The following is a 23,236-nucleotide window of genomic DNA, read 5'->3' as shown; positions in this document are numbered from 1 at the left end:
CCCCGTCCCGTACGACGTGCAGACTCGGGGCAATGCCCTCCCATTCGCCCCGCAACCCCTGCAGACTCGGCAGAATCCGGCTCGGATTCGCCCCAGAGTGCAGCGGTTCTGGGGGCGCAGGAACAGAACCCCCGACCCGCCCGCTCACCCCGCCCGCAGCCGCTCCGGCAGCCGGTCGGCGTGGGCGGCGAGGAGCTCCTCGGTCATGGCGCGGGCGTCCTCGAGGGTGAGCAGCGCGGCGGTCAGCGGGTCGAGCGCCACCGCGTGGAAGACGTTCTCGAGGTCCCCGGTGAGCGCGGCGCGCACGGCGAGGGTCTGCACATTGACGTTGGTGCGGTTCACGGCCGCGAGCTGCGGGGGCAGCTCGCCGATCGCGGTGGGCTGCACGCCGCGGGCGTCGACGAGGCAGGGCACCTCCACGCAGGCGTCGGCCGGGAGGTTCTGGATCAGCGCCCCGGCGTTGGGGACGTTGCCGTGCACGACGCTCGGCGTGCCGGTGACGATCGAGTTCACGATGCTCGCCCCGTACTCGACGCTGGGCGCCAGCTCGGCCTTGAGCTTCTCGAGCTGCGCGTCGATGTCGCCCTGGTCGTCGTGGGCCGCGCAGATCTCGTAGTAGTCCCAGCGCTCGGGGATGTACTCCTCGACCAGCTCGGGGGTCTTGCGGAAGTAGGGCAGGTACTCGGAGGCGTGGTGGCTGGACTCGGTCTGGAAGTAGCCGAAGGCGTTCATGATCGCGGTGCGGACCTGCTCGTTGCCGCCCTCGTAGGTGCTCGCTTCCTCCGCGGCCTCGGAGTGGTCGCCGTCGTCGCCGGCGAGCCCGTCGGCCCCGCGCCCGCGCCGGTGCTTGGCGGACATGACCTCGCGCAGCCGCGGGTAGAGGTCCTCCTGGCCGTGCATGAACTCGAGGATCCAGGCCTGGTGGTTGATGCCGGCGCAGCGGTATGACACCTCCTCGTAGGGGACGCCGAGGGTGCGGGCGAGCATGCGGGTGGTGCCCTGGACGCTGTGGCACAGGCCCACGGTGCGCAGCCCCTTCGCGTTCAGGTACGCGGTCGCCATCGCCATGGGGTTCGCGTAGTTGATGAAGGTCGCGTCCGGGCACACCTCGAGGGCGTCGGCCGCGATCTCGTCGTACGCGGTCACCGAGCGCAGGAAGCGGAACACGCCGCCGGGGCCGACGGTGTCACCGACCGTCTGGTCGATCCCGTACTTCCGCGGGATCTCGACGTCGTGGCGGTAGGACTCCACCCCGCCCACCTGGAAGGTGATGATCACGATGTCGGCGCCGTCGAGGGCCGCGCGGCGGTCGGTGGTCTCCTCGACCGTGGCGCCGAAGCCGTGGTGGGCGACGAGTTCGCGGGTCGCGGCGGCGACCGGGCCGAGCTTGTCGGGGTTCACGTCCATCAGCGTCAGGGTCGCCTCGCGCAGCGCGGGGAAGGAGAGGATGTCGCCGATCAGCCGGAACGGGAACACGAATCCGCCCGCGCCGATGAGGGTGATCTTGGGGGTCTTGAGGAACGTCGTCGTCATGGTGTCACGCTAGGGGCGCACAGAGCCGGAGGTCTCCCGGATTCCTCCCCCGCTCTTCCAGGATCCTGCGATCCCCCGCTACGGTGCGGGGATGACGAGCGCGACGGTGGTCCCGGGGTTCGGGCTCGATGCTCGGGTCGACGAGGAGCGGGCGGGGCTGTGGATCCGCCGCGGTTCCCCGCCGCGCATGCTCTCGATGCACCGGCACGACGACGTCGAGATCAACGTGGTCCTCGATGGGCAGCTGCAGTACCTCCTCGCGGGCCGGCCGCTCACGGTGCGCGCAGGGGAGATCGCGGTGTTCTGGGCGGCGCAGCCCCATGGCCTGGTCGACTCGCGGCCCGGCGACACGCTGTGGATGCACGTGCCCTTCGCGACGGTGCTCGCCTGGGGGTTGCCGGAGGCGGAGACCGCGCCGCTGCTGAGCGGGCGGCCGCTCGTGGTGCGCGCGCCGGAGCTCGCGGCGCGCACGGCGCTGCTCGCGCAACAGTGGGTGCACGAGGTGCCCGGGTCCGCAGGGCCGACGGTCTCCGCGCCGCCGACGGGTTACGCGGGGCCGACGACGCCCGACGACACCGGGGGCGGTGCGCTCGCCCCGGCCCCGCTGGACCTCGCCGAGCTCGAGATCCGCGCGGCGGTGCGGCGGATACTCCGCGCGGGCATCCGGCCGGGGCATCCGGCGGACCCGACCGTCGGCGGCGCCCCCATCGGCAGCGCCCCCGCCGGCCCCGAGGCCGGCGCCCAGGGCAGCCCTCGCACCGGCTCCCCCATCGGCTCCGCGCCGACGGCTCGGCTGCGCCACGTCTCCGCGATGGCGCAGCACGTGCGGGAGCACCATCGCGAGACCCTGACCATCGCCGACATCGCCGCCGCCGCGCATCTCACGCCGTCGCACGCGATGACTGTGTTCCGCCGCACCGTCGGGGTGACGCTCGGCGAGTACGTGACGATGTGCCGGGTCGCCGAGGCACAGCGCCTGCTGCTGACCACCTCGATGACCACCGCGGAGATCGCTTCCGCCGCGGGTTTCGGCTCGCTCTCGAGCTTCTACGAGCATGTCACCGCGGCGTGCGGGATGACGCCGCGGGAGTACCGGCGGCAGGGGCGGTGACCGCGGGCGGCCGGCTCCTCGACCGCGCGTGCTCGCACCGATCGTCGTCGACCCCGGCTATCGTCGCCGGGTGCCCACCTCCCGCCGCTCCAGCACCCGTCGACGCCGCAGCCACTCGCGACGTCGCGGCTCGAGCTCCGCACACAGGGAGCTGCCCTTCGTCGGCCCCGGCGAGCGGCTGTTCGTGCTGGACGTGCCGTACGGGACGCGGGTCGAGGGGGCGTCGTGGCATCCGGCGGTGCGGATGCACCTGCACGTCGGCCGCACCCTGCCCGCGCATCTCGCGCCCTACTCCCCCGGGCCGCACACGCTGGGACGGTTCCTCGAGAACGATCTCAACCCCGGCGCGCCCGCACCGGTCCCCGGCCCGGCGGAGGATCTCGAACCGCGCCGGCTCCAGTACGAGGCGGCCGACGCGATCGCCGCGCGGGCCGCCGCGGGCGGGCGCCTGTTCCTGCTGGCCGACGAGCCGGGCGTCGGCAAGACCATCTCGGCGGTGCTGGGGGCGAGCGCCGTCGGCGACCTGCGCGGCGCGGAGCGGGTGCTGGTCGTCGCCGACCGGCCCGCCGCCATCACCATCGGCCACTGGTGCCGCACCATCACCGCCCTCGGCGACAGCGGCCTGGACTGGGTGGTGATCACCTGGGACCGGCTGGAGAAGGTCGCGGGCCACGACTGGGACGTGATCATCGCCGACGAGGCCCACGCCCTGCGGCGCACCTCCACGAAGCGCTGGAAGCTCTGGGCGAAGATCTCCGGGCACGGGAAGCGCCACGACGACGCGCCGTTCGTCATCGCGACCACCGCGACGCCCGGGCACACCCCGCTCGAGCTGCCCTATCTCGCGCCCGCCTACGCGCAGGTGCAGGACGAACCGATGACCGCCTGGACCTCGGCGAAGGATCCCGCGGGCGACTTCGCGGCCGCCCTCGAACGGCACGGGATCGCCCTCGAGAAGGGCCGCTACGGTCCGACCTGGACCGCCGACGCGACCCGTCGGGCGGAGGACCTCGCCCGCGTGCGCAGCTGGCTCGCGGAGTCGGAACCGCCCGCGATGCTGCATCGCGCCGCGCCGTGGGGGCCGGTGCCGATCTCGGGCCTGCCGGTCGCGCTGACCCCGGCGGAGCGGGAGGCCTACGAGGCGGACTGGGGCGAGTTCTGCCGCGAGATGGACCTCGCGAGACGCGGACGGAACACCGCGAAGGGCCGGGCGGCGCTGCTGCGCTTCCGGCAGAAGGCCGGGCTGCTGCGCGTCGACTCGACGGTGCAGTGGATCGCGCAGCAGGTCGAGGCCGAGCGGCAGGTGGCCTGCTCGGTCGAGTTCGTCGGCACCGCGGCCGATCCCATCGTCGACCGACTGCGGGCTACCGGGATCGAGGTCGCCACGATCTACGGCCAGGGCCGCTTCGACGTCGAGGCCGAGCGGCTGCGATTCCAGACGGGGAAGGCACCCGTGTGCGTGTTCACGACCGTCGCCTCGATCAGCCTGCATGCCGGCGAGACCCTCGAGGGCGGCGGGCAGGCGAGCACCGCGCCGCGCGTCGGGATCTTCCACCAGGCGCGCTTCTCGGGCATCGCTGGCCGACAGGTCACCGGCCGCACCCACCGCGACCACCAGGTCTCCCCCTGGTACATCGCCTACGCCCAGGACACGGTCGAGGAGCAGGTCAGCAAGGTGATGGTGGAGCGGATCGCCGCAGCCTCCGACACCGTGGGCGGCGACACCGAGAGCCTCGAGGACGTCGCGCAGCTGCTCGGCGCGGACTGGCTGCCGACGGGGGCGTTGACCGAGGGGTGATGGGCGGACGGGGCCCGCCCTTGCTGAAACTCCGCGCCAGGCGTGACCTCCACGCCCCACAGGCCCTCAGGTCACGCAGGGCGCGGAGTTCCAGGACCGGCGGACGGGTCGGGCGTGACGAACTGGGGCGGGGCAGCGAGACCAGACGGGACCGGAGTGAAGTCCGCCCCAGATCAGCGCGCCGCCGGCGGCCCCACGGACTCCCCCTCGATGAGGCGCACGGGGACCGGCTCGGGGTGCTTCGCCGCGGCGGCCTCCACCCCGTCCTCGAGGGCCGCGAGGAGCAGCGCGACGCTTTGCTCGGCCTTGGCGCTCATGTCCTGCCCGATCGTGGTGAGCACGGGCGTCGTCACCTGCGAGATGGCGAAGCCGTCGAAGCCGATCACGGACACGTCCTCCGGGACGCGCAGCCCCGCCGCGGTGAGCCCGCGCAGGAGACCTGCGGCGAGATCGTCGGCCGAGCAGAACACCGCGGTGGGCAGGGGGTCGAGGACCGCGATCCGGGCGGCCGCCGCAACTCCGGAGGCGACGGTCGTCTGGCTGATGCCGACGGGGGCAGATGCCGTGACCCCCGCCACCTCGAAGGCCTCACGGAACCCGCGCCACCGCTCGTCGTCGACGCTGACCACGTCGCGGAGCGGGCCGAGGAAGATCGCCGAGCGATGCCCCCGGGCGAGGAGGTGTTCGGCCGCGAGGCGCCCGCCCTCCGCATCGGCGGTGCGCACGGTCAGGGTCCCGTCGATCTCGGCGTAGTTGTCGGAGAAGAGCATCGGCACGTTATGGGCGTCGAGCAGCGCCTCGACCTGGGTGCCGAGGGTGTTGATGACGATCGCGCCCTCCACGTTCCAGGAGCGCAGGCTCGCGACCGTGGCCTGCAGATCGGTGGCCGGGGTCATCATCGAGACGTAGCCGCGCGCCTGGAGGAGCCGGGACAGTTCGCCGACGTAGCGGGCGTCGTGCGTGGACGTCATGGCGCTGCCGTCCCCGTTGACCACGAGCGCGACGATCCGCGAGCGCCGCCGCGAGAGGGCTCGGGCCGCGCCGCTGGGCACGTATCCCGTCGCCTCGACCGCCTCGCGCACCCGCTGCGCCGTGGCCTCGCTGACCTTGTGCGTCCGCCCGGCGAGGACGTTGGACACCGTCATCGTGCTGACCCCGGCCGCCTTGGCCACGTCCGCGAGTGTGGTCATGTCGCCTCTCCCCGTGTCTCTCAACTGTTCTCTCCACTGCCGTCTCGGCAGTTCTCCCGAAGGCCCTTGCCGGTCCCGGTCACCTGCGCTACTCTATCCGGAGTTTAGCGCTAAACCTAACCATTGTCGCAGGCCAGGCGCAGAACCCTCTATTTCGCATGCCCCCGCACTGAACACCTAGCAAGGATGGTGGACCATGTTCAGCCGACGTTCCCTCCTGTCGACGGCCGCCCTCGGCCTCGTCGGCACCGCAGGCCTCTCGGCCTGCTCCTCGAGCGGCCCCGAGAAGCTCGAGACCGCCCCCAGCGGCCACGCCGTCCAGGGCGCCACGCTCACCTACGACCCGAATCACCTCGTCAACGACGGCGAGCCGATCTCGCTCGAGTGGTGGCTGTGGGACGGCGATGCGATCTTCGGGAAGTTCGCCGAGGCGTACTCCGCGATCCACACCAACGTCGAGATCTCGATCGTGAAGCAGCCGTGGGAGGACTACTGGACCAAGCTGCCCCTCGCGCTGAAGGACAGCGGCAACCCGGCGATCTTCAACATCCACAACAGCTACCACGCGAACCTGCTGCCCTATCTCGAGCCCTACGGCGTCGACCTCGACGCTCTCAAGACGGACTACCAGGCGGTCGACGCCCACGAGATCGACGGCAAGGTCTACTACGTCGATTACGGGCTCATGTCCGGCGTCATCTACTACAACACCGACATGTGGGCGGCCGCGGGCCTCACCGACGCGGACATCCCCACCACCTGGGACGAGCTGCGCGAGGTCGCGAAGAAGCTCACCATCGCCGAGGGCGACTCCTTCACCCAGGCCGGCTTCAACTTCAACGGCCAGTTCAGCGCCTTCACGCCGGGCATGCCGTACCAGCTGGGCCAGAACCTCTTCGCCGAGGACCAGGTCACCCCGACCTTCGACACCGCTGCGCTGGCCGAGGTCGTCGCCCGTTTCCAGAGCCTCTACGACACCGACCGCGTCGGCTCCAAGGACTTCGGCACGGCGGCCGGCGACTCCTTCGGTCAGGGCCAGTCCGCGATGGTCTACTCCTGGACCCACCTCGGCGGCACCCTCGCCGCGGACTTCCCGGATCTGAAGTACGCGACGTTCCCGACCCCGGTCCCGGATGCCTCCGCCGAGCCGTACGCGCTGGACCGCTACAACGGCGAGTCCACCATCGGCATCAACGCGGGCGCCGACGACGCCGCGAAGGCCGTCGCCCAGGACTTCCTCGCGTTCTTCCTGACCAGCCGGGAGAACCTCAAGGAGCTGTGCCTGAACTACCACGTGTTCCCGATGTACGGCCCCCTCGCCGAGGACGCGGATGTCATGGCGGACCCGCAGCTGGCCTCCCTCGCGGACGGCCTCGAGCGCTACATCTGGCCCGGCCCGATGCCCGCGACCTTCGAGACCAGCTCGACCACCCTCTGGGAGGACGTCCTCTACAACGGAGTCGACCCGGCCGAGGCGATCGCGACCGCCCAGGCCACGATCGAGACCGATCTGGCGTCCCTCGACTTCACCGCCGTCGAGGACAAGTACGCCTTCTACCAGCCCTCGAACTGATCGGACGCGGGGCCCGGCACAGCTGCCGGGCCCCGCGGAGGAGCCATGCACACCACCACCGCCCCCGCCCCGCGCACCCGGCGCCGGAGGAGGATCGTCTACAAGGGCGAGGCCTCGATCCGCAACACCGTGGTCCTCGCGCTCATCGCGTTCAACCTTCTGCTGCTGGTGATCCCCGTCGGGATCGCCTTCGCCGGCAGCTTCCACAACTGGAACCCGCTCAGCGGGGTCTACGACCCCGTCGGCCTCGACAACTACGTGCGCATGGTCCAGGACCCGCGCCTGCTGCAGTCGATCACCAACACCACCGCCTTCGGCGTGGTCGTGATCGTGGCCCGCGTGGTCATCGGCCTGGCCCTCGCACTCGCGATCTTCTCGCGGGCCACGCGCTTCAAGACCTTCTTCCGGGCCCTGTTCTACATGCCGACGGTGACGCCACTGGTCGCCGTCGCCTACGTGTGGAAGATGATGTACGACCCGCAGGTCGGCGCGATCAACGCGATCTTCGGGCTGGACGTCAACTGGCTGTTCGACACCTCCTTCGCCCTCCCCGCGATCATGCTGATGACGATCTGGAAGGACTTCGGCTACGCCGTGATCCTCTTCCTCGCCGGGCTCTACTCGCTCCCCGAGGACGTCATGGAGGCGGCGCAGATGGACGGCGCGAACGCCTGGCAGCGCTTCCGCCGCATCACCTTCCCGCTGCTGCGGCCGATGACGATCTTCGTCGTCATCACCTCGCTGATCTCGTACCTGCAGGCGTTCATCCAGGTGCTCGTGCTGACCAAGGGCGGGCCCGGCTCCTCCACGTTCCTGCTCTCGTACCTGATCTACGACGAGGCGTTCGTGAAGTACAACTTCGGCTACGCCTCCGCGGTCGCCTTCGCTCTGTTCGTGGTGACGGCCGTGCTGACCCTGCTCTCCTTCGCGGCGACCGGGATGCGGATCCGCCGCCCCGGCTCCTCCCGCACCGTCCGGACGGAGGCCTGACATGCGACGCCTGCCCTCGCTCCTGCTGCACGCCGGGCTGCTGATCATCGGCGTGATCACCGTGTTCCCGTTCGTCTGGATGCTGCTGAGCGCCTTCAAGCCCAACAGCGAGATCCGTGCGCTGGACCAGTCGCTGCTGCCGCGCGAGTGGACCCTCGAGAACTTCCTGACCATCCAGGAGAACTTCGACTTCCTGCGGCTGTTCTCGAACTCGGTGATCCTCGCCGTCACCATCACGGCCATCTCGATCTACACCAGCGTGCTCGCCGGCTATGTGCTCGGGAAGTACGTCTTCCGCGGGCGGGGCCTGCTGTTCGGCTTCATCCTCGCGACGATGATGATCCCGTGGGCGGTGACGATCATCCCGCGCTACACGATGTTCGCCGACGTCGGCCTCAAGGGGACCTGGGCCTCGCTCATCATCCCCGCGGTGTTCAGCGGCTTCGGCATCTTCATGATGAAGCAGTCGATGGACTCGATCCCCGACGAGATCCTCGAGGCCGCCCGCATGGACGGCGCCTCGGAGCTGTACATCTTCCACCGGATCGTGCTGCCGATGAGCACCAACTCCATCAGCGCGCTCGCGATCTTCCAGTTCCTCTGGGTGTGGGAGGACTACCTGTGGCCCTATCTGATGATCGACGACGACTCCCTCCAGGTGCTCGCCGTCGGCCTCACCACTTTCAGCGGCCGCTACTCGACGGACTACGGCGGGCTCTTCGCGGCGACCACGCTGTCGATCGTCCCGGTCCTCGCTGTCTACCTGATCTTCCAGAAGCGCTTCATCGCCGGTGCGGCGAGCGCAGCCGTCAAGGGGTGACCCCACCGATGTCCGATTCCCTCCTCTCCGCGGACGGCACGATCCGCGGCGACACCTATCGCATCTCGCCGGTGGCCCCGCGGGTGGTCCGCCTCGAATGGTCCCCGACAGGTCGCTTCGAGGACCGCCCCTCGACCTTCGCGATCCGCCGGGACCTGCCCCCGCAGCCCGTCCGGGCCACGCGGGAGCACGGCCGCCTCGTGGTCGTCTCGGACCACTACCGGCTCGAGTACGACGAGGGCCCGTTCAGCACGAACGGCCTACAGGTCCAGGTCACCGGCGCGGTCTCCGCGTATCACTCGGTGTGGCGCTACGGCCAGGATCTCTCCCTGCCGGCGCATCAGGAGGGCCGACGCCGCGGCGAGAGCGTGCGCGTGCTCGACGGGAACCTCGGCGGGGCCGCCCGGACCCTCGACGAGGCCGACGGTCCGATCCCCCTCGAGCCGGGCGTGAACTCCCGGCACGGCTACGCGGTGATCGACGACTCCCGCTCGATGGTCTTCGACGCCGACGGCCACCTCGTCCCCCGCGACGCAGAGCCCGAGGCGCTGGACCTCTACGTCTTCACCGCCGGGCACGACCACATCGGCGCCGTCGCGGACCTGCACGCGCTGAGCGGGCCGCAGCCCCTCCTGCCGCGCTTCGCGCTCGGTACCTGGTGGAGCCGCTTCCACCGCTATGACGAGGACTCGTATCTCGCCCTGATGGATCGCTTCCGGGATGAGCGGATCCCCCTGTCGGTCGCCGTGATCGACATGGACTGGCACCTCACCGACGTGGATCCGCGGTACGGATCGGGCTGGACCGGCTACACCTGGAACCGGGAGCTGTTCCCGGATCCGGCCCGGTTCCAGCGGGCTCTGCACGATCGCGGACTCGCGGTCACGCTCAACGTCCATCCAGCCGACGGGGTGCGCGCCTTCGAGGAGGCATATCCGGCGATGTGCGCAGCGCTGGGGCGTGAGGCCGACGGCGAGCCGATCCTCTTCGACGCCTCGGACCCCGCCTTCATGGACGCCTACTTCGAGGTGCTGCATCGCGGCCTCGAGGAGCTCGGCACGGACTTCTGGTGGATCGACTGGCAGTCCGGCCCGTATTCGCGCCGGGCGGGGCTGGATCCGCTGTGGGTGCTGAACCACGGCCACTTCGAGGACAACCGGCGGGACGGGCGGCGACCGCTGACCTTCTCCCGCTATGCCGGCCCCGGCTCGCACCGCTACCCGGTCGGATTCTCCGGCGACTCGGTGACGACCTGGGAGACCCTCGCGTTCCAGCCGCGCTTCACGGCGGCCGGGGCGAACATCGGCTACGGCTGGTGGAGCCATGACATCGGCGGGCACATGGAGGGCTACCGCGACGACGAGCTCGCCGCCCGCTGGGTCCAGTTCGGGGTGTTCTCCCCGATCATGCGCCTCCATTCGAGCAACTCCCCGTTCGCAGGGAAGGAGCCCTGGCGCTTCGGCGCCGCGGCGGAGGCGAGCATGACCGCGCATCTGCGGATGCGGCACCGGCTCGTGCCGTACCTGCATGCGATGAACCGTCGGGCGCATCTCGAGGGCCGCTCCCTCGTAGAGCCGAGCTACTTCACGGACCCCTCCCCGGAGGCGTACGAGCGGCTGGACCAGTACTCCTTCGGCTCGGAGCTGCTGGTCGCGCCGATCACCTGCCCGTCCGCGCCGGACACCGGCCGGGCGGGTGTGGACGTGCGCCTGCCCGCCGGCCGCTGGACCGACATCACGACCGGTCTCAGCTACCAGGGCGATCGCACGGTGCGCATGCATCGCGATCTCTCCTCGATCCCCGTGCTGCTGCGCGCCGGCGGCTTCCTGCCCCTGGCCGCGGAGACGGAGGACCCCTGGTCGGACTCCACCCGTCCAGATCTGGAGATCCTGGTGGCGGTGGGGGCGGACGGCGCCTTCACCCTCTGGGAGGAGCCGGAGGAGGGGATCTGGACCAGCCTGTCGATGGAGGTCGACGTCGCCGCCGGGGTGCTCCGCCTCCGCGACGGCGGCGGAGCGCTGGGCGGCCGGCGTCTCGTGCTGCGCGTTCTCGGGGCCGACGCCGACGCCTTCGCGGATCTCTCCGGGGATGCGGCGGGGGTGTCGGTGCGCCGCGACGGCGCCGCCGCGCTCCTCGACCTCGGCTCACCTGCTGCGGGAGCGGAGATCGAGCTGCGCTCTGCGGGCTTCACCACGATCGGCGGACCAGACCGGACGGCGCAGATCGAGGATCTCCTCCATGCCGCCCAGGTCGGGTTCGCGCTCAAGGAGCGGGTCCTCGCGGCCGTGCAGCGGGAGGGCGCGGGGGCGCTCGCGGAGCTGAGCGCGATCGGGTCGGCGCCGACAGGCCATGCCCCGATCACCCACGACTACGACCGGCCCTCCCCCGCGCTGATCGCTGCCGTCGCCGAGATCCTCGGCGCCGAGTGACCCGCGGTCACCGGACCCTGGCCGCCCGGTTCACCCCTCGAGCACGGCGGTGATGGTCTCGGCGTCGGACTGGAGGTCCTCGACGGTGACGAGGTCGGAGGCGTCGGCGGTGAGCAGGTCGACCAGCTCCTGGAGGCGGGCGGCCGCGTCGCCGGAGGTGTAGATGGCCCCGGTGAGATCGGCGAGCGCAGTGTCGTAGAGCGCGGCGAAGGTCGAGTCGGCGAGGGAGCGCTCGGACAGGACGTTCCCGCCCATCCCGCCGCCCATGCCCCCGCCACCGGCCGCGCCGCCGCGGCCGCCGGCGCCTTCGGGCAGCTCACCGTCGGGCAGCTCACGCTCGGCCGGGGGCTCGAAACCCTCGGACAGTTCGCCGTCCTCGGGGAAGCCGCCGGGTCCACCGCCCATGTCGCCCCCGCCACCCATCCCGCCGAAGGCGAGGTTGTGGTCCCAGGCCACGACATTCCAGGTCGCCGCGCCGGAGTCGTAATGGAGGTAGGAGTTGTTGCCGGGGCCGTCGATGTCGTCGGTGTTGGCGACCATCTCCTGGGCGGCGAGATAGGCGGCGAAGCCGTCCACGTCGAAGCGGTCCATGAGCGTGGAGGCGAACTCGTCGTCCTCGGACTCCTCGAGGAACTGCAGGAACTCGCCGAGCGTGGCGAAGCTCTGCTCCGTGGTGAGGTCGTCCCCCACCCATTCCGCGTCGAACACGTCGACGTAGTCCGCCTCGCCGAGCAGCTGACCCCGCTGCTCGCGGAGGCGCTGCCGGCGGAGTGAGGCGAGGCCCCCGGTCAGCGCAGGTGCCCGCCCGGCGCCTCGAGCGGATGGAGGGCAGGGTGCGCCGGCTCCGGTGCGGCGCCGAGCTCCGCGTGGATCTCCTGCGCGAGCAGCAGGGACATGTCGCGCCGCCACTCAGGCAGGCCGTGGATGTCGTCGTGGACGAGGCTCCACGGCAGAGCTGCCTCGAGGCGCCGGGCGACCTCGGACTCCGCCACTCCGAGCGGGAGGTCCAGCTGCACGGGACGCACCGTCGCCGCGGTGACGGTGAGACGCATCCGCCCGTCGCCGAGGTCGCGTCCGATCAGGAGGACCCCGGAGCGGCCGAGGTTAGACAGGGACAGCCGTCGGAACGCCGCCCGGGACTCGAGCGCGGCCCGCGGGATGTGGAAGGAGCGGATCAGCTCCTCGGGGGCGAGGCCCGTGCGCCGCTCGCCGAGCACGAGCCGGGCCACGGACACCCGCCGACGTGCCCCGCCCGGGCCCCAGATGGTCGCCTCGGCGTCGAGCCCGGCGAGCAGGGAGATCATGGGCCCGGCGGGCAGGGCGGTCGCCACGTTCCCGCCGACGGTCGAGGTGTTCCAGATCTTGAAGGAGGCGACGAAGGCGTCGCAGCAGGGACGGATCATCGCTGTCGCGGGCCACTCGTCCGCGCTGGGGAAGCCCGCGGCGCGGGCCTGCGGGGTGACGCCGGGACGGAGGATCCCGTACGGCGCCTCTGTGCCGGGAAGAGCATAGAGCTCGGCGATGGTGCAGGTCGCGGCGATCTCCAGGCCGTCCTCGCGCACCGTCCACGGCTCCCAGCCGGCACTGCGGAGGTCGAGCAGGCGGCGCAGGCGGTCGCTGCCGTAGGAGAACAGGACCGTGCCCCCGCCGAGCCAGGCGTCGCCCTCGCGGAACTCGTCGGGATCGGCGGTGGCGCGGACCGCCTCGACGGTGGAGAGGTCCACCGGCTCAGACCGCCGTGCCCATGCGCCGCAGCACCAGGCGCTCGAGGACTGCGACCAGTCCGTAGAGGACCAGGGACGCCGCGGTCACGACCACCACGGAGGCCCACACCGAGTCGTACCGGGCGCGGGAGACGTCCGAGACGATCTGGTAGCCGATGCCCTGGCCGGTGGCGAGCCACTCCGCGAGCAGCGCCCCGGTCAGGGCGCCCGGGATCGAGATGCGCAGCGCCGTGAAAAAAGCGGGCAGCGAGGCGGGCAGGGCCACCTTGGTGAAGGCGGTGAGCTTGCTGCCGCCGAACACGCTGACCACGTCGACCATGGCCGGCGAGGCGGAGCGGAGCCCGAGCACGATGGTCACGAGCGCCGGGAACAGCACCACCACCCCGCCCATGGCGGCGACGGTCCCGGTGCCCCGGCCGAAGACGAGGATGAGGATCGGGGCCATGGCCACGAGCGGCACCGAGCGCAGCAGCATGGCCAGCGGCAGCAGCGCGTCTTCCACACCGCGGACGAGCGTGAACGCGGCCGCGACGACCAGGGCCAGCGCCAGACCGGCGACGAAGCCGATCGCCGCATCGCCGAGGGTGATCGTGAGGTTGTCGAGCACCGCGGCGCGGTGCGCGGCGGCGTCCTCGTCCAGCGCGAGATGGCCGAGCACGTCCAGCGGGCCCTTGCCGATGAAGCTGGAGACGTCCAGGACGCGCAGCCCTCCGGCCCAGATCGCGAGGACCACGGCGAGGGAGATCAGCACCCCGAGCGCGGAACGGGAGAGGTTCTTCAGGGCGTGGGTCATCAGGACCTGCCTCCTTCGGTGCCGGCGGACCAGGGAGTCGCGACACGGGCGATGAGGGCGAGCACCGCGAAGGCGCCGCCCGCGAGCAGACCGCACACGATCGCGACACCCCAGACCCGCTCGATCTCCAGGGACTGCTGGGCGTTGACCATGGCGGGGCCGAGCCCCCGGTCCACGCCTCCCACGTACTCGCCGAGCACCGCACCGAGCAGCGCGCCCGGCGCCGCGATCTTCAGGGAGCTCAGGACGCTGGGCAGGGCGGAGATGACCTGGACGGTGCGGAGCTGCGTGAGGCGGGTGCCGCCGTAGACGGTGATGACGTCCAGCGCGGCCCGGTCGGCGCTGCGCAGGCCCAGGATCGAGCCGACCAGGGTCGTGAAGAAGACCGACAGCGCGGCGAGGACGACGGCGGTCCCGGAGGGGGCGCCGGAGGCGGGCGGCCCGAGGACGATGAAGATGATCGGGCCGATCGCGACGAGAGGCAGGCAGTAGCTGATGACGCCGAGCTGGGTGATGATCCGTTCGAGCGCGGGCACGAGCATCACCACGGCGGCGAGCAGCAGGGCGAGGGCGTTCCCGGCGAGATACCCGAGGCCCGCCTCGGCGAGGGTGACGGAGGCGTTGCGGGCGTAGTAGGACCAGCCGTCGACCGCGAACTGGGCGAGGATCGCACCGGGAGTGGGGATCGCTCCGCCCTCGGCGGCCCCGGCCCCGGAGAGCACCGTGCCGGCGAGGATCCACCACCCGGCGATCACGGCGAGGGTGCCGAGCACGCCGATCGCCCAGCGGGGCAGCGGCCGACGGGCGGGCAGGGAGGGGGCGGCGGGGATGTCGTCCGCGACGGCGGTGGTGGGGGTGGCAGCGGTCATGGCATGGTCCTCCTTCTCCCGTGTCGGCGGGCTCACGCGCTCTCGGGCAGGGCGGCGGCGTCGGCCGGGGCGCCGAACAGCACCTCGGAGGCGTGGTCGCACAGGGCGTGGAACTCGGGCGTGCGCATCATCTCCGGGGTGCGGGGACGCGGCAGGTCCACGTCGAACACCTCGACGATCCGGCCGGGCCGCGCGCTCATCACGGCGACCTGGTCGGAGAGGAACACGGCCTCGGAGATGCCGTGGGTGACCATCAGGGTCGTCGCGGGCTTCTCGGTCCAGATGCGGAGCAGCTCGAGGTTCAGGCGCTGACGGGTCATGTCGTCGAGCGCGCCGAAGGGCTCGTCGAGCAGCAGCACCTCCGGCTTGACGACGAGGGCGCGGGCGATCGAGACGCGCTGGCGCATGCCGCCGGAGAGCTGGCCCGGCTTCGCGTTCTCGAAGGCGCGCAGCCCCACGAGGTCCAGGAGGTCGTCGATGTAGGGCTCGTTCTCGAGCTTCCCGGCGACCTCGAGGGCGAGGCGGATGTTGCCGCGCACGGTGCGCCAGGGCAGCAGGGCGGAGTCCTGGAAGGCGATCCCGAGGCGGGAGCTGGCGCGCAGCTGCTCGGGGCTCATCCCGTCCACGAGCGCGGTGCCGGTCGTCGGCGCCTCGAGTCCGGCGAGGATCCGCAGGATCGTGGACTTGCCGCATCCTGAGGGCCCGAGCAGCGAGAGGAAGGAGCCGCGGTCGGTGGCGAGCTGCGTGTCCTGGAAGGCGGTCACGGGGCGGCGGCCCGAGGTGAAGGTCTTGCTCAGGCCCCGGAGGTCGATGCCGGTGGCGCCGGCCTCGGGCATCTCGGCGCGGGGCCGGGGATCGTGCTGCGCGGTCATGGGTGTGCCCTTCGGTTCGGGGACGGGTCAGGAGGCCAGGAGGTCGGGGTTCTCCTCGTAAACCTCCTGCAGCAGGGTCGGGTCGAAGAAGGAGCCCTGGTCGACCACGTGGCCGGCGAGCGCCAGCAGCTCGACGTTCGTCGCGGCGAGCTCCTCGGAGATCGTGAACAGGCCGTTCGCCGCGGTCTCCTCGCTGACGACGAGCTGGTTCTGGGCCTCGGCCTGGCGCTGCTCCTTCTCGGGGTCCAGGCCGAGGTCCGCGCCGTACTCCTCATAGGCGAGCCGGGCGGACTCCGCCGGGTCGGCGAGGGCGTCCTGCCAGCCGCGGATCGTGCCGAGCAGGAAGGCCTTGAGCTCCTCCCGCCGCTCCTGGACGTTCGCCGCGGTCGTGACGAAGGCGCCGGAGACGAAGGGCAGGCCGTTCTCGGCGAGCGGCAGGTTCACGACCTCCAGGCCCGCGAGGGCGACGGTGATCGCCTCGTTGGTGAGGGTGCAGATCTGCCCGTCGACCTCCCCGTTGATCAGCGGCTGCGGATCGAACTGGACGGTCACCCGCTCGACGTCGGGGGGGTCGATCCCATTGACCTCCAGGAGCGCGTCGAAGAGCACCTCGTTGGTGCCGGTGGCGACGCCGATCCGCCGGCCGACGAGATCGGCGGGGGTGGTGATCGGGGAGGCGGAGGTGGAGCAGATGGTGAAGGGGTTGCGCTGGAACTTCGCCCCGAGCAGCACGAGCGGCGCCTCCTCCCCCGCGACCATCGATCCGGCGGCGAGCGGGGTGGTCATACCGACGAGCGCGGAGTCGGAGAGGACCATCGCCTCGGAGGAGGTGCCGCTGGGCCCGCCGGGGATGAGGGTCACCTCGTCGAAGCCGGCCTCCGCGTAGTAGCCGCGGGAGTCGGCGAAGTACTCGCCGGCGAACTCGGTGGTGCGGATCCAGTTCTGGTTCACCTCGAGCCCGCCGAGGCTCCCGGCGTCGGCGCCCGACCCGTCGGCCGCGGAGCACGCGGTCAGGGCGAGGGCCGGGGCGGCGAGCGCCCCGCCCAGCAGCAGGCGACGGGAGGGACGGAGCCGGCTCGGGCCGGCGGGGGCGGGTCGGAGACAGGACACGGGAGCCCCTTTCTGGGAGGACGGTCCGGCGAGCCGCACACGGTGCTCCGAGGTCGGTCACCGCACCAGGTCTTCCGGTGACGGCCACGCTATGGAACGACTGTTTCGCCAGCGGTGCGCTCCTGTTTCGGCGGCGTAAACCCGGGTCCACAGGCACCCGAACCCCCGCACGACGGCACCCGCGGAAACATGGTGGACACGTCCCGCCCCTAGCCTGACGGCGACCGGAGGGTGCGCGTCCGCACCGTCATCAGACCGCCGGGAGGCAGCCCATGGACCAGCACGCATCCACCGCCCGTTCGACCTTCGGCGTCACCATGCCGGACTGGGTCGAGGAGGAGGTGGCCGCGCTCGGCGCCGCCCCGAGCGGCGACTCCCCGGCCACGCGCACCGTGCTCATGCGGCTGCTGAACCGGCTCGCGGAGCGGAACGTGCGCGAGGGCGGCGGCGGGCCCTTCGCCGCCCTGGTGCGCGACGGCGCGAGCGGGGAGATCGTCGCGGCTGGCGTGAACCGGGTGCTCGCCTCGGGGCTGTCCTCGATGCACGCCGAGGTCACGACGCTCTCCCTCGCGCAGAGGCGGCGGGGTGCCTGGGATCTGGGCGCCGCCGGCGCGGCCCCGCTCGAGCTGTGGGTCAACGCGCGCCCGTGCGTCATGTGCTACGGCGCGACCATGTGGTCGGGGGTGACGCGCCTGGTCATCGCCGTGGACGGACCCGAGGTGGAGGAGCTCACCGGCTTCGACGAGGGCCCCATGCCGGAGGACTGGATCGGTCGGTTCCGCGAGCGGGGCATCGAGGTGGAGACCGACGTGCTGCGCGAGGAGGCGGTCGAGGTGCTGGCCGGCTACCGGGACCTCGTCTCCGCGGGCTCCGCGACGCTGTACAACGCGCGGGGCACCGGGGTGCACGCGGGCTGAGGTCCCGTCAGCCCGTCACCCCGGCGGCCTTCATCGCGAGGTACAGGCGGTCCCGGCTCATGGGCAGGGACGTCATCCTCACCCCGACGGCGTCGCGGACGGCGTTGGTGAGCGCCGGGGCGACGGGCGTGTACGGGCTCTCGCTCATGGACTTCGCGCCCAGCGGGCCGAGCCGGTCGCTCGTGGTCGCGAAGAGCACCTCGGTCCGGGGGACGTCGGCGTAGGTGGGGATGTGGTACTGGCGCAGGATGTCGGTGCTCACCCGCCCCTCCGCCTCGACCACGACCTCCTCGTACAGGGCGGCGCCGAGGGCCTGCGCGGCGCCGCCCTGCACCTGGCCGCGGCACTGGTGGGGGTTGACCACGAAGCCGGCATCGGCCGCCTGGATGCTGCGCAGGATCCGCAGCTCGCCGGTTCGGCGGTGCACGGCGACCCGCACCCCGTGGACGTTGAAGGCGACGGAGCGCGGCGAGCCGTCCCAGTGGGCCTCCGCCTCGAGCGGCCCCGGGGAGTCCGGGCCGGTCGTGCTCGCGGCGAGCTCCTCCCAGGGGACGAGGGTCCCGGTCACCCCGTGGCGGAGACCGGACTCCTCCCCCGCCCAGTCCGACGGGTCCGTGGTCGTGCCGCGGAGCGCCGACGCCCTCTCGGCGAGCCGGCGGGCGAGGGCCTGCGCGGCGTGGAAGGTCGCCTTGCCGGCGACGACGGTGCCGGCCGAGCCGTACGCCCCGGTGTCGTGGCCGACCAGGGCGGTGTCCGACTGCAGGATGCGTATCCGCTCCGGGGCGCAGCCGAGCGCGGCCGCGGCGAGCTGGACGTGGACGGTGGTGGTGCCGTTGCCGAACTCGGCCGTCCCCGTCCGCACCTCGATCCTCCCGTCGCCCCGCAGGGCGAGCCGGCTGTGGGAGTGGTGGCCGCGCGGCGGCACGGTGTCCAGCATCGACAGCGCCATGCCGGTGCCGATCGCCCAGTCGGGGCCGAGCCCCGCGATCCCCTGGGCACCGCCGTCGGCCTCCTCCGCCGGGCGGGCGAGCGCCTCCTCGACCAGGTCCAGGCACTGGTCCAGGCCGTAGGAGCCGTACTCGACGTCCGCCGTGGGCGTCGGCGACGTGGAGATCATGGGGTCGCCCTCGCGGATCACGTTCCGGCGGCGGAACGCGAAGGGCTCCAGGCCCAGGGCACGGGCGAGCTCGTCCATCACGGACTCGATCGCGAAGACGGTCTGGCTGAGCCCGTAGCCGCGGAACGCCCCGGAGGGGACGGTGTTCGTGTAGACCACCTCGGCGTCCACCGCCTTGGCCGGCGCGTTGTAGACGGCCAGGCATTCGCCGGTGCCGTGGAACATGGTGCCGGGGCCGTGGTTGCCGTAGGCGCCGGTGTTCGAGAGCAGCGAGAGGTGGATCGCGGTGAGGCGACCGTCGGCGTCGGCCCCGGCCCGGACCCGCAGCCGCATGGGGTGGCGCACCGAGGTGGAGGTGAACTGCTCGGTGCGGGTGTGCTCGAGCTGCACCGGCCGGCCGGTGCGCAGGGTCGCGAGCGCCACCAGGTCCTCGGTGAACACCTCCTGCTTCCCGCCGAAGCCGCCGCCCACGCGCGGGGCGATCACGCGGACCCGCTCGGCGGGCAGGTCGAACAGGCGCGCCAGGGTGCGGCGGGCGAGGTAGGGGACCTGGGTGCTCGAGCGGACCACGAGCGTGCCATCGGGGTCGAGGGAGGCGATCGAGGCGTGGGTCTCGAGGCTGACGTGCTGGACGCGCTGGGTCTCGAACTCGCGGTCGATCACGACGGCGGCGCGGGCGAGGCCGGCCTCGAGGTCCCCGACCCGGGTGTGCAGGGCGGCGACGAGGTTCGTGGCCGCGTCGGCGATGCCGGAGCCCTCGGTCTTCTCTCCGTGCAGGGCCGGACCGGTGCGGGCCCGGGTGGGGTCGGTGTTCGCCTCGAGGAGCTCGTAGTCGACCTGCAGGGCGCGCACCCCGGCCTCGGCCGCCGCGACGGAATCGGCGAGCACGGCCGCGACGCGCTGCCCGACGAAGCGGACGGTGTCGTCGAGCACCCGGGTGTCCAGGGGGTCGTCGGCGAGGTGCTCGTGCTGGCCGGTGGAGAACAGGACGTCCGGGGCGTCCTCGTGGGTGAGGACGCTGTGCACGCCGGGGACGGCGAGCGCGGAGGCGGTGTCGATCGCCCGGATCCGGGCGTGGGCGTGCGGGGAGCGCAGCAGCTTCAGGTGCAGCAGCCCGGGCAGCGTCGCGGGATCGACGTCGAGGGTATACGGCTCGGTGCCGGTGACGACGCGGCGGGCGGCGGGGGCGCCGAGGCTTCGACCCGCGGCCGCCCCCTCCTCGACGTGGGCGCAGCCGGCGATCGCGTCCTCGATCGCGGAGTAGCCGGTGCAGCGGCAGAGGTTGCCCTTGAGGGAGCGGGGCAGGTCGGCGCGGTCCCCGTCGGTCAGCGCCGCGGCGGTCATGATCATGCCGGGGGTGCAGAACCCGCACTGGAAGCCCTGCGCCCTGCGGAACGCGCACTGGACGGGATGCTCGGGCGGGTCCGCGGGGCGCGGCTCTGCGGCCGGTGGCTCGATGGTCGCGGCGAGGCCGTTGATCGTGGTGACGCTCGCGCCCGCCGCGCGGACGGCGGGGACGACGCAGCTGTGCACGGGCTTGCCGTCCAGGTGGACGGTGCAGGCGCCGCAGTCGCCTCCGTCGCAGCCCTTCTTCACCCCGAGGCGACCGAGATCGCGCAGGTAGGTGCGCAGGCACTGGCCGGGGCGGGGCGGGGTCGCGGCGGGGGTGCCGTCGACGACGGCCGGGTCCGGGGTGCCGGTCATGCGGGGATCCTCCCGTGCAGGGGGCCGGTGGTGGTGCGCAGCGGCTGGGCGGCCGCGCGACCGGTGCGCTCGGCGACGACCTCCGCCATGACGGAGAGCGCGAACTCGGCGGGGGTGGAGCCGCCGAGGTCCAGGCCGATCGGCGAGTGCAGGGCCTCGAGCTGGGCGGTGGTCACGCCCCGTTCGAGGAGGCGGCGGATCCGCTCGTCGTGGGTGCGGCGGGAGCCCATCGCGCCGACGTAGGCGACCGGGAGGGAGAGAGCGGTCTCGACCAGGGGGTCATCGATCTTCGGATCATGACCCAGGCACGCGATGACGGTGCGGTGGTCGAGCCGCCCGGCCTCGTCCTCCTCGCGGAGGTAGCGGTCGGGGCGGGCGACGACGACCCGGTCCGCGGCGGGGAACCGCTCGCGGGTGAGGAAGGTGCTGCGCGGGTCGACGACGGTGGTGTCGTAGCCGAGGGTGCGGCCCTGGGCGAGCAGGGCCGCGGCGAGGTCGGTGGTGCCGCTGACGATGAGGCGCGGGGCGGGGCGCCTCACGAGGAGGAACAGCTCGGGGGCATCGGGTGCGGGCAGGGCCGGGATGCCCGCGGCGAGCAGACCGCAGCCGGTGGGGAGGGAGACGATGCCGGTCTCGCCGGCGGCGGTGCGGGCGGCGAGCTGTGCGGCGAGGCGGCGTACGAGCGCGGGGTCGACGAAGAGCACGGGCTCGCTCGCTCCGCCGGTCGCGTCGGCCTCGCCGGTCGCGCCGGGCCCGTCGGCCCCGGCGAGCAGTGCCGCGAGCGGGCCCTCCCACTCCCCCGCGTCGTCGGCGAGCGGGACGGGCAGGGCGAGGCGTCGGCTCGGTTCGTCGAGGCTCCACAGCAGCGCTCCCGGTGCACCGTCCAGCAGCGCGTCGAGTCCGGCGGCGGGGTCCGGGGCGGCGAGGGGCTGGACGAGCACGTCGATGCTGCCGCCGCACATGAGCCCCACCTCCCAGGCGGCGGCGTCGGTGTAGCCGTAGGTGCGGCGCTCGGGCACGCCGGTGGCGAGCACCTCGAGGCCCTGCTCGATGAGGTCGGACTCGACGCAGCCGCCGGAGAGGGAGCCGCGCACGAGCCCGCCCTCCCCGATCACCATCGTGGTGCCGAGCGGCCGGGGCGCGGAGCCCTCGGTCGCGACGATGGTGGCGAGCGCGAGGGGCTTGCCGGCCTCGAGCCAGCGGGTGCAGGCCGCGGCGAGTCCACCCGGGAGCGGCGCGGTGAGGGTGTCGCTCATGCGCCCGCTCCCGCCTGCTCCACGCCGGGCGCCGTCGCCCCGGGCCCCCCGAGGAACCGGCCGCGCGGGGACGCGTCCTCGTCGGCCGCGAGGATCTGCCCGCGCAGCACCGCATCGACCACCGCGCCCTGGAGCGCGAGGCCGTCGTAGGCGGAGAGCGGGTGACGGTGGGCGAAGCGGTCCGCGCGCAGGGTCTGGGGGCGGGCCGGGTCGTAGAGGATCAGGTCCGCGTCGGCGCCCACCTCGAGGCGACCCTTGTGGGCGAGGCCCACGAGGTCGGCGGTCGCCCGCGCCATCCAGCGACTCACCTGGGCGATGTCGATGCCGCGGGTGCGGGCCTCGGCGGCGACGGCGGTGAATCCGGCCTGGAGTCCGGAGATCCCGCCCCAGGCCTGCTGGAGGTCGGGGGCGCCACGGTGCTTCTCCGCCGGGGAGGACGGCGAGTGGTCGGTGACGATCATGTCGATGAGCCCGGCCTCGAGGCCCTGCCAGAGGGCGTCGCGGTTGCCGGCGTCGCGGATCGGCGGGCAGCACTTGTACTCCGGCGACGCATCCGGCACGGCCTCCGCGGCGAAGCACAGATAGTGCGGGCAGGTCTCGACCGTGAGCGGCAGACCCTCCGCCTTGGCCTGCTGGATGAGGTCCAGGGCGCGGGCGCTGGAGAGGTGGAGCAGGTGGGTGCGGGCCCCGGTCTCGCGCACCGCCTCGATGAGCCCCGCGATCGCAGTGACCTCGGCGGACTCGGGCCGGGAGGCGACGAAATCGGTGTACTTCGCGGACGGCACCGCCGGTGCGGCGTCGATGGTGGAGGCATCCTCGGCGTGGACGATCACGAGCCCGTCGAAGGTGGCGACCTCATGCATCGCCGCGCGCAGCTGGGCGGCGTCGACCGGCGGGAACTCGTCCACCCCCGACGGCAGCAGGAAGCACTTGAAGCCCATCACGCCCGCCTCCCACAGCGGGCGCAGCTGGGCGGTGTTGCCGGGGACGATCCCGCCCCAGAACCCGAGGTCCACCGCGAGTGCGTCGCGGGCGGCGGCCTGCTTCACACGCAGCGATGCCACGTCGATCGTGGGCGGGACGGAGTTCAGCGGCATGTCCACGAGGGTCGTGACCCCGCCGAGCGCGGCGGCGCGGGTGGCGGTCGCGAAACCCTCCCATTCGGTGCGGCCGGGCTCGTTGATGTGCACGTGGGTGTCCACGTTCCCGGGCAGCACCTGCAGACCGTCGGGGACGACGAGGGTGCCGGGCAGGCGCGGGGCCTCGTCCGGGAGCGGGCGGATCGCGGTGATCCGGCCGTCCTCGATGTCGAGCTCGGCCGCGACGAGCCGGTCCCCGAGCAGGATCTCGTGGGCGCGGACGGTGTGCAGCTCGCCGGAGCTCGTCCCGGCTTTCGTCGCGGCCGTCGTCCCTGGTCCTGGCATGGTCCG

Annotated in this window: 18 protein-coding genes; 7 read left to right on the top strand and 11 right to left on the bottom strand. The window is 72.5% G+C overall.

Annotation, left to right across the window (positions count from 1 at the left end):
* Nucleotides 1-144: 144 nt before the first annotated feature.
* On the bottom strand, nucleotides 145-1,533 hold the full coding sequence (locus V1258_RS14590) for an alpha-glucosidase/alpha-galactosidase (RefSeq protein ID WP_329750360.1): 1,389 nt from the start codon (nucleotides 1,531-1,533) through the stop codon (nucleotides 145-147).
* Between the two features lie 91 nt (nucleotides 1,534-1,624).
* On the opposite strand from V1258_RS14590, the gene V1258_RS14585 reads away from it, so the two are divergent.
* Nucleotides 1,625-2,644, top strand: coding sequence for a helix-turn-helix domain-containing protein (locus tag V1258_RS14585; RefSeq protein WP_329750359.1), 1,020 nt, complete (start codon nucleotides 1,625-1,627; stop codon nucleotides 2,642-2,644).
* A gap of 28 nt (nucleotides 2,645-2,672) precedes the next feature.
* A complete protein-coding gene (locus tag V1258_RS14580) occupies nucleotides 2,673-4,442 on the top strand; it encodes a helicase (RefSeq protein WP_329750358.1) in 1,770 nt (589 codons plus the stop codon).
* A 173-nt stretch (nucleotides 4,443-4,615) separates the two neighbouring features.
* Here the strand turns inward: V1258_RS14580 and V1258_RS14575 are convergent, their stop codons facing one another.
* Nucleotides 4,616-5,632, bottom strand: coding sequence for a LacI family DNA-binding transcriptional regulator (locus V1258_RS14575; protein ID WP_329750357.1), 1,017 nt, complete (start codon nucleotides 5,630-5,632; stop codon nucleotides 4,616-4,618).
* A gap of 196 nt (nucleotides 5,633-5,828) precedes the next feature.
* On the opposite strand from V1258_RS14575, the gene V1258_RS14570 reads away from it, so the two are divergent.
* Genes V1258_RS14570 through V1258_RS14555 form a run of 4 tightly spaced genes read left to right on the top strand, consistent with a single transcriptional unit; the run spans nucleotide 5,829 to nucleotide 11,444 of the window.
* Nucleotides 5,829-7,205 carry an ABC transporter substrate-binding protein gene (locus V1258_RS14570; RefSeq protein WP_329750356.1) on the top strand — a complete coding sequence of 459 codons (1,377 nt, stop codon included), beginning with the start codon at nucleotides 5,829-5,831 and terminating at the stop codon, nucleotides 7,203-7,205.
* 45 nt (nucleotides 7,206-7,250) lie between these two features.
* Nucleotides 7,251-8,195: a carbohydrate ABC transporter permease gene (locus V1258_RS14565; protein WP_329750355.1), complete on the top strand. Its 945-nt coding sequence runs from the start codon at nucleotides 7,251-7,253 to the stop codon at nucleotides 8,193-8,195.
* A 1-nt stretch (nucleotide 8,196) separates the two neighbouring features.
* Nucleotides 8,197-9,015: a carbohydrate ABC transporter permease gene (locus V1258_RS14560; RefSeq protein WP_329750354.1), complete on the top strand. Its 819-nt coding sequence runs from the start codon at nucleotides 8,197-8,199 to the stop codon at nucleotides 9,013-9,015.
* A gap of 8 nt (nucleotides 9,016-9,023) precedes the next feature.
* Nucleotides 9,024-11,444 (top strand): TIM-barrel domain-containing protein, encoded by a 2,421-nt coding sequence (locus V1258_RS14555; RefSeq protein ID WP_329750353.1) that lies wholly within the window; start codon nucleotides 9,024-9,026, stop codon nucleotides 11,442-11,444.
* A gap of 30 nt (nucleotides 11,445-11,474) precedes the next feature.
* Here V1258_RS14555 and V1258_RS14550 read toward each other — a convergent pair whose 3' ends face one another.
* From V1258_RS14550 to V1258_RS14525, 6 genes are all read right to left on the bottom strand, one after another.
* Nucleotides 11,475-12,152: a CotH kinase family protein gene (locus V1258_RS14550; protein ID WP_329750352.1), complete on the bottom strand. Its 678-nt coding sequence runs from the start codon at nucleotides 12,150-12,152 to the stop codon at nucleotides 11,475-11,477.
* An 80-nt stretch (nucleotides 12,153-12,232) separates the two neighbouring features.
* Nucleotides 12,233-13,168 (bottom strand): FAD binding domain-containing protein, encoded by a 936-nt coding sequence (locus V1258_RS14545; protein ID WP_329750351.1) that lies wholly within the window; start codon nucleotides 13,166-13,168, stop codon nucleotides 12,233-12,235.
* A 4-nt stretch (nucleotides 13,169-13,172) separates the two neighbouring features.
* Nucleotides 13,173-13,961, bottom strand: coding sequence for an ABC transporter permease (locus tag V1258_RS14540; RefSeq protein WP_329750350.1), 789 nt, complete (start codon nucleotides 13,959-13,961; stop codon nucleotides 13,173-13,175).
* Nucleotides 13,961-14,830: an ABC transporter permease gene (locus V1258_RS14535; RefSeq protein ID WP_329750349.1), complete on the bottom strand. Its 870-nt coding sequence runs from the start codon at nucleotides 14,828-14,830 to the stop codon at nucleotides 13,961-13,963. The genes V1258_RS14540 and V1258_RS14535 overlap by 1 nt, the downstream gene beginning before the upstream one ends.
* A 32-nt stretch (nucleotides 14,831-14,862) precedes the next feature.
* Complete coding sequence (locus V1258_RS14530; RefSeq protein ID WP_329750348.1) at nucleotides 14,863-15,702, bottom strand: ABC transporter ATP-binding protein; 840 nt, start codon at nucleotides 15,700-15,702, stop codon at nucleotides 14,863-14,865.
* Nucleotides 15,703-15,729: 27 nt separating this feature from the next.
* Nucleotides 15,730-16,812: an ABC transporter substrate-binding protein gene (locus tag V1258_RS14525; RefSeq protein WP_329750347.1), complete on the bottom strand. Its 1,083-nt coding sequence runs from the start codon at nucleotides 16,810-16,812 to the stop codon at nucleotides 15,730-15,732.
* Between the two features lie 272 nt (nucleotides 16,813-17,084).
* Between V1258_RS14525 and V1258_RS14520 the strand changes: the two genes are divergently transcribed.
* Nucleotides 17,085-17,729: a nucleoside deaminase gene (locus V1258_RS14520; RefSeq protein WP_329750346.1), complete on the top strand. Its 645-nt coding sequence runs from the start codon at nucleotides 17,085-17,087 to the stop codon at nucleotides 17,727-17,729.
* A gap of 7 nt (nucleotides 17,730-17,736) precedes the next feature.
* Here V1258_RS14520 and V1258_RS14515 read toward each other — a convergent pair whose 3' ends face one another.
* The 3 genes from V1258_RS14515 to allB are packed head-to-tail and all read right to left on the bottom strand — an operon-like array spanning nucleotide 17,737 to nucleotide 23,230.
* A complete protein-coding gene (locus tag V1258_RS14515; RefSeq protein ID WP_329750345.1) occupies nucleotides 17,737-20,550 on the bottom strand; it encodes a molybdopterin-dependent oxidoreductase in 2,814 nt (937 codons plus the stop codon).
* Nucleotides 20,547-21,806, bottom strand: coding sequence for an XdhC family protein (locus V1258_RS14510; RefSeq protein WP_329750344.1), 1,260 nt, complete (start codon nucleotides 21,804-21,806; stop codon nucleotides 20,547-20,549). Before V1258_RS14510 ends, V1258_RS14515 begins: the two co-directional genes overlap by 4 nt.
* Nucleotides 21,803-23,230 carry an allantoinase AllB gene (gene allB, locus V1258_RS14505; RefSeq protein WP_329750343.1) on the bottom strand — a complete coding sequence of 476 codons (1,428 nt, stop codon included), beginning with the start codon at nucleotides 23,228-23,230 and terminating at the stop codon, nucleotides 21,803-21,805. Before allB ends, V1258_RS14510 begins: the two co-directional genes overlap by 4 nt.
* Nucleotides 23,231-23,236: the final 6 nt, after the last annotated feature.

Origin of the sequence: Brachybacterium sp. J153 (assembly GCF_036311905.1) — a bacterium.
Taxonomy (GTDB): Bacteria; Actinomycetota; Actinomycetes; order Actinomycetales; family Dermabacteraceae; genus Brachybacterium.
Note: the sequence above shows the minus strand (reverse complement) of the source record. Positions and strands in the feature narration are given on the sequence as shown.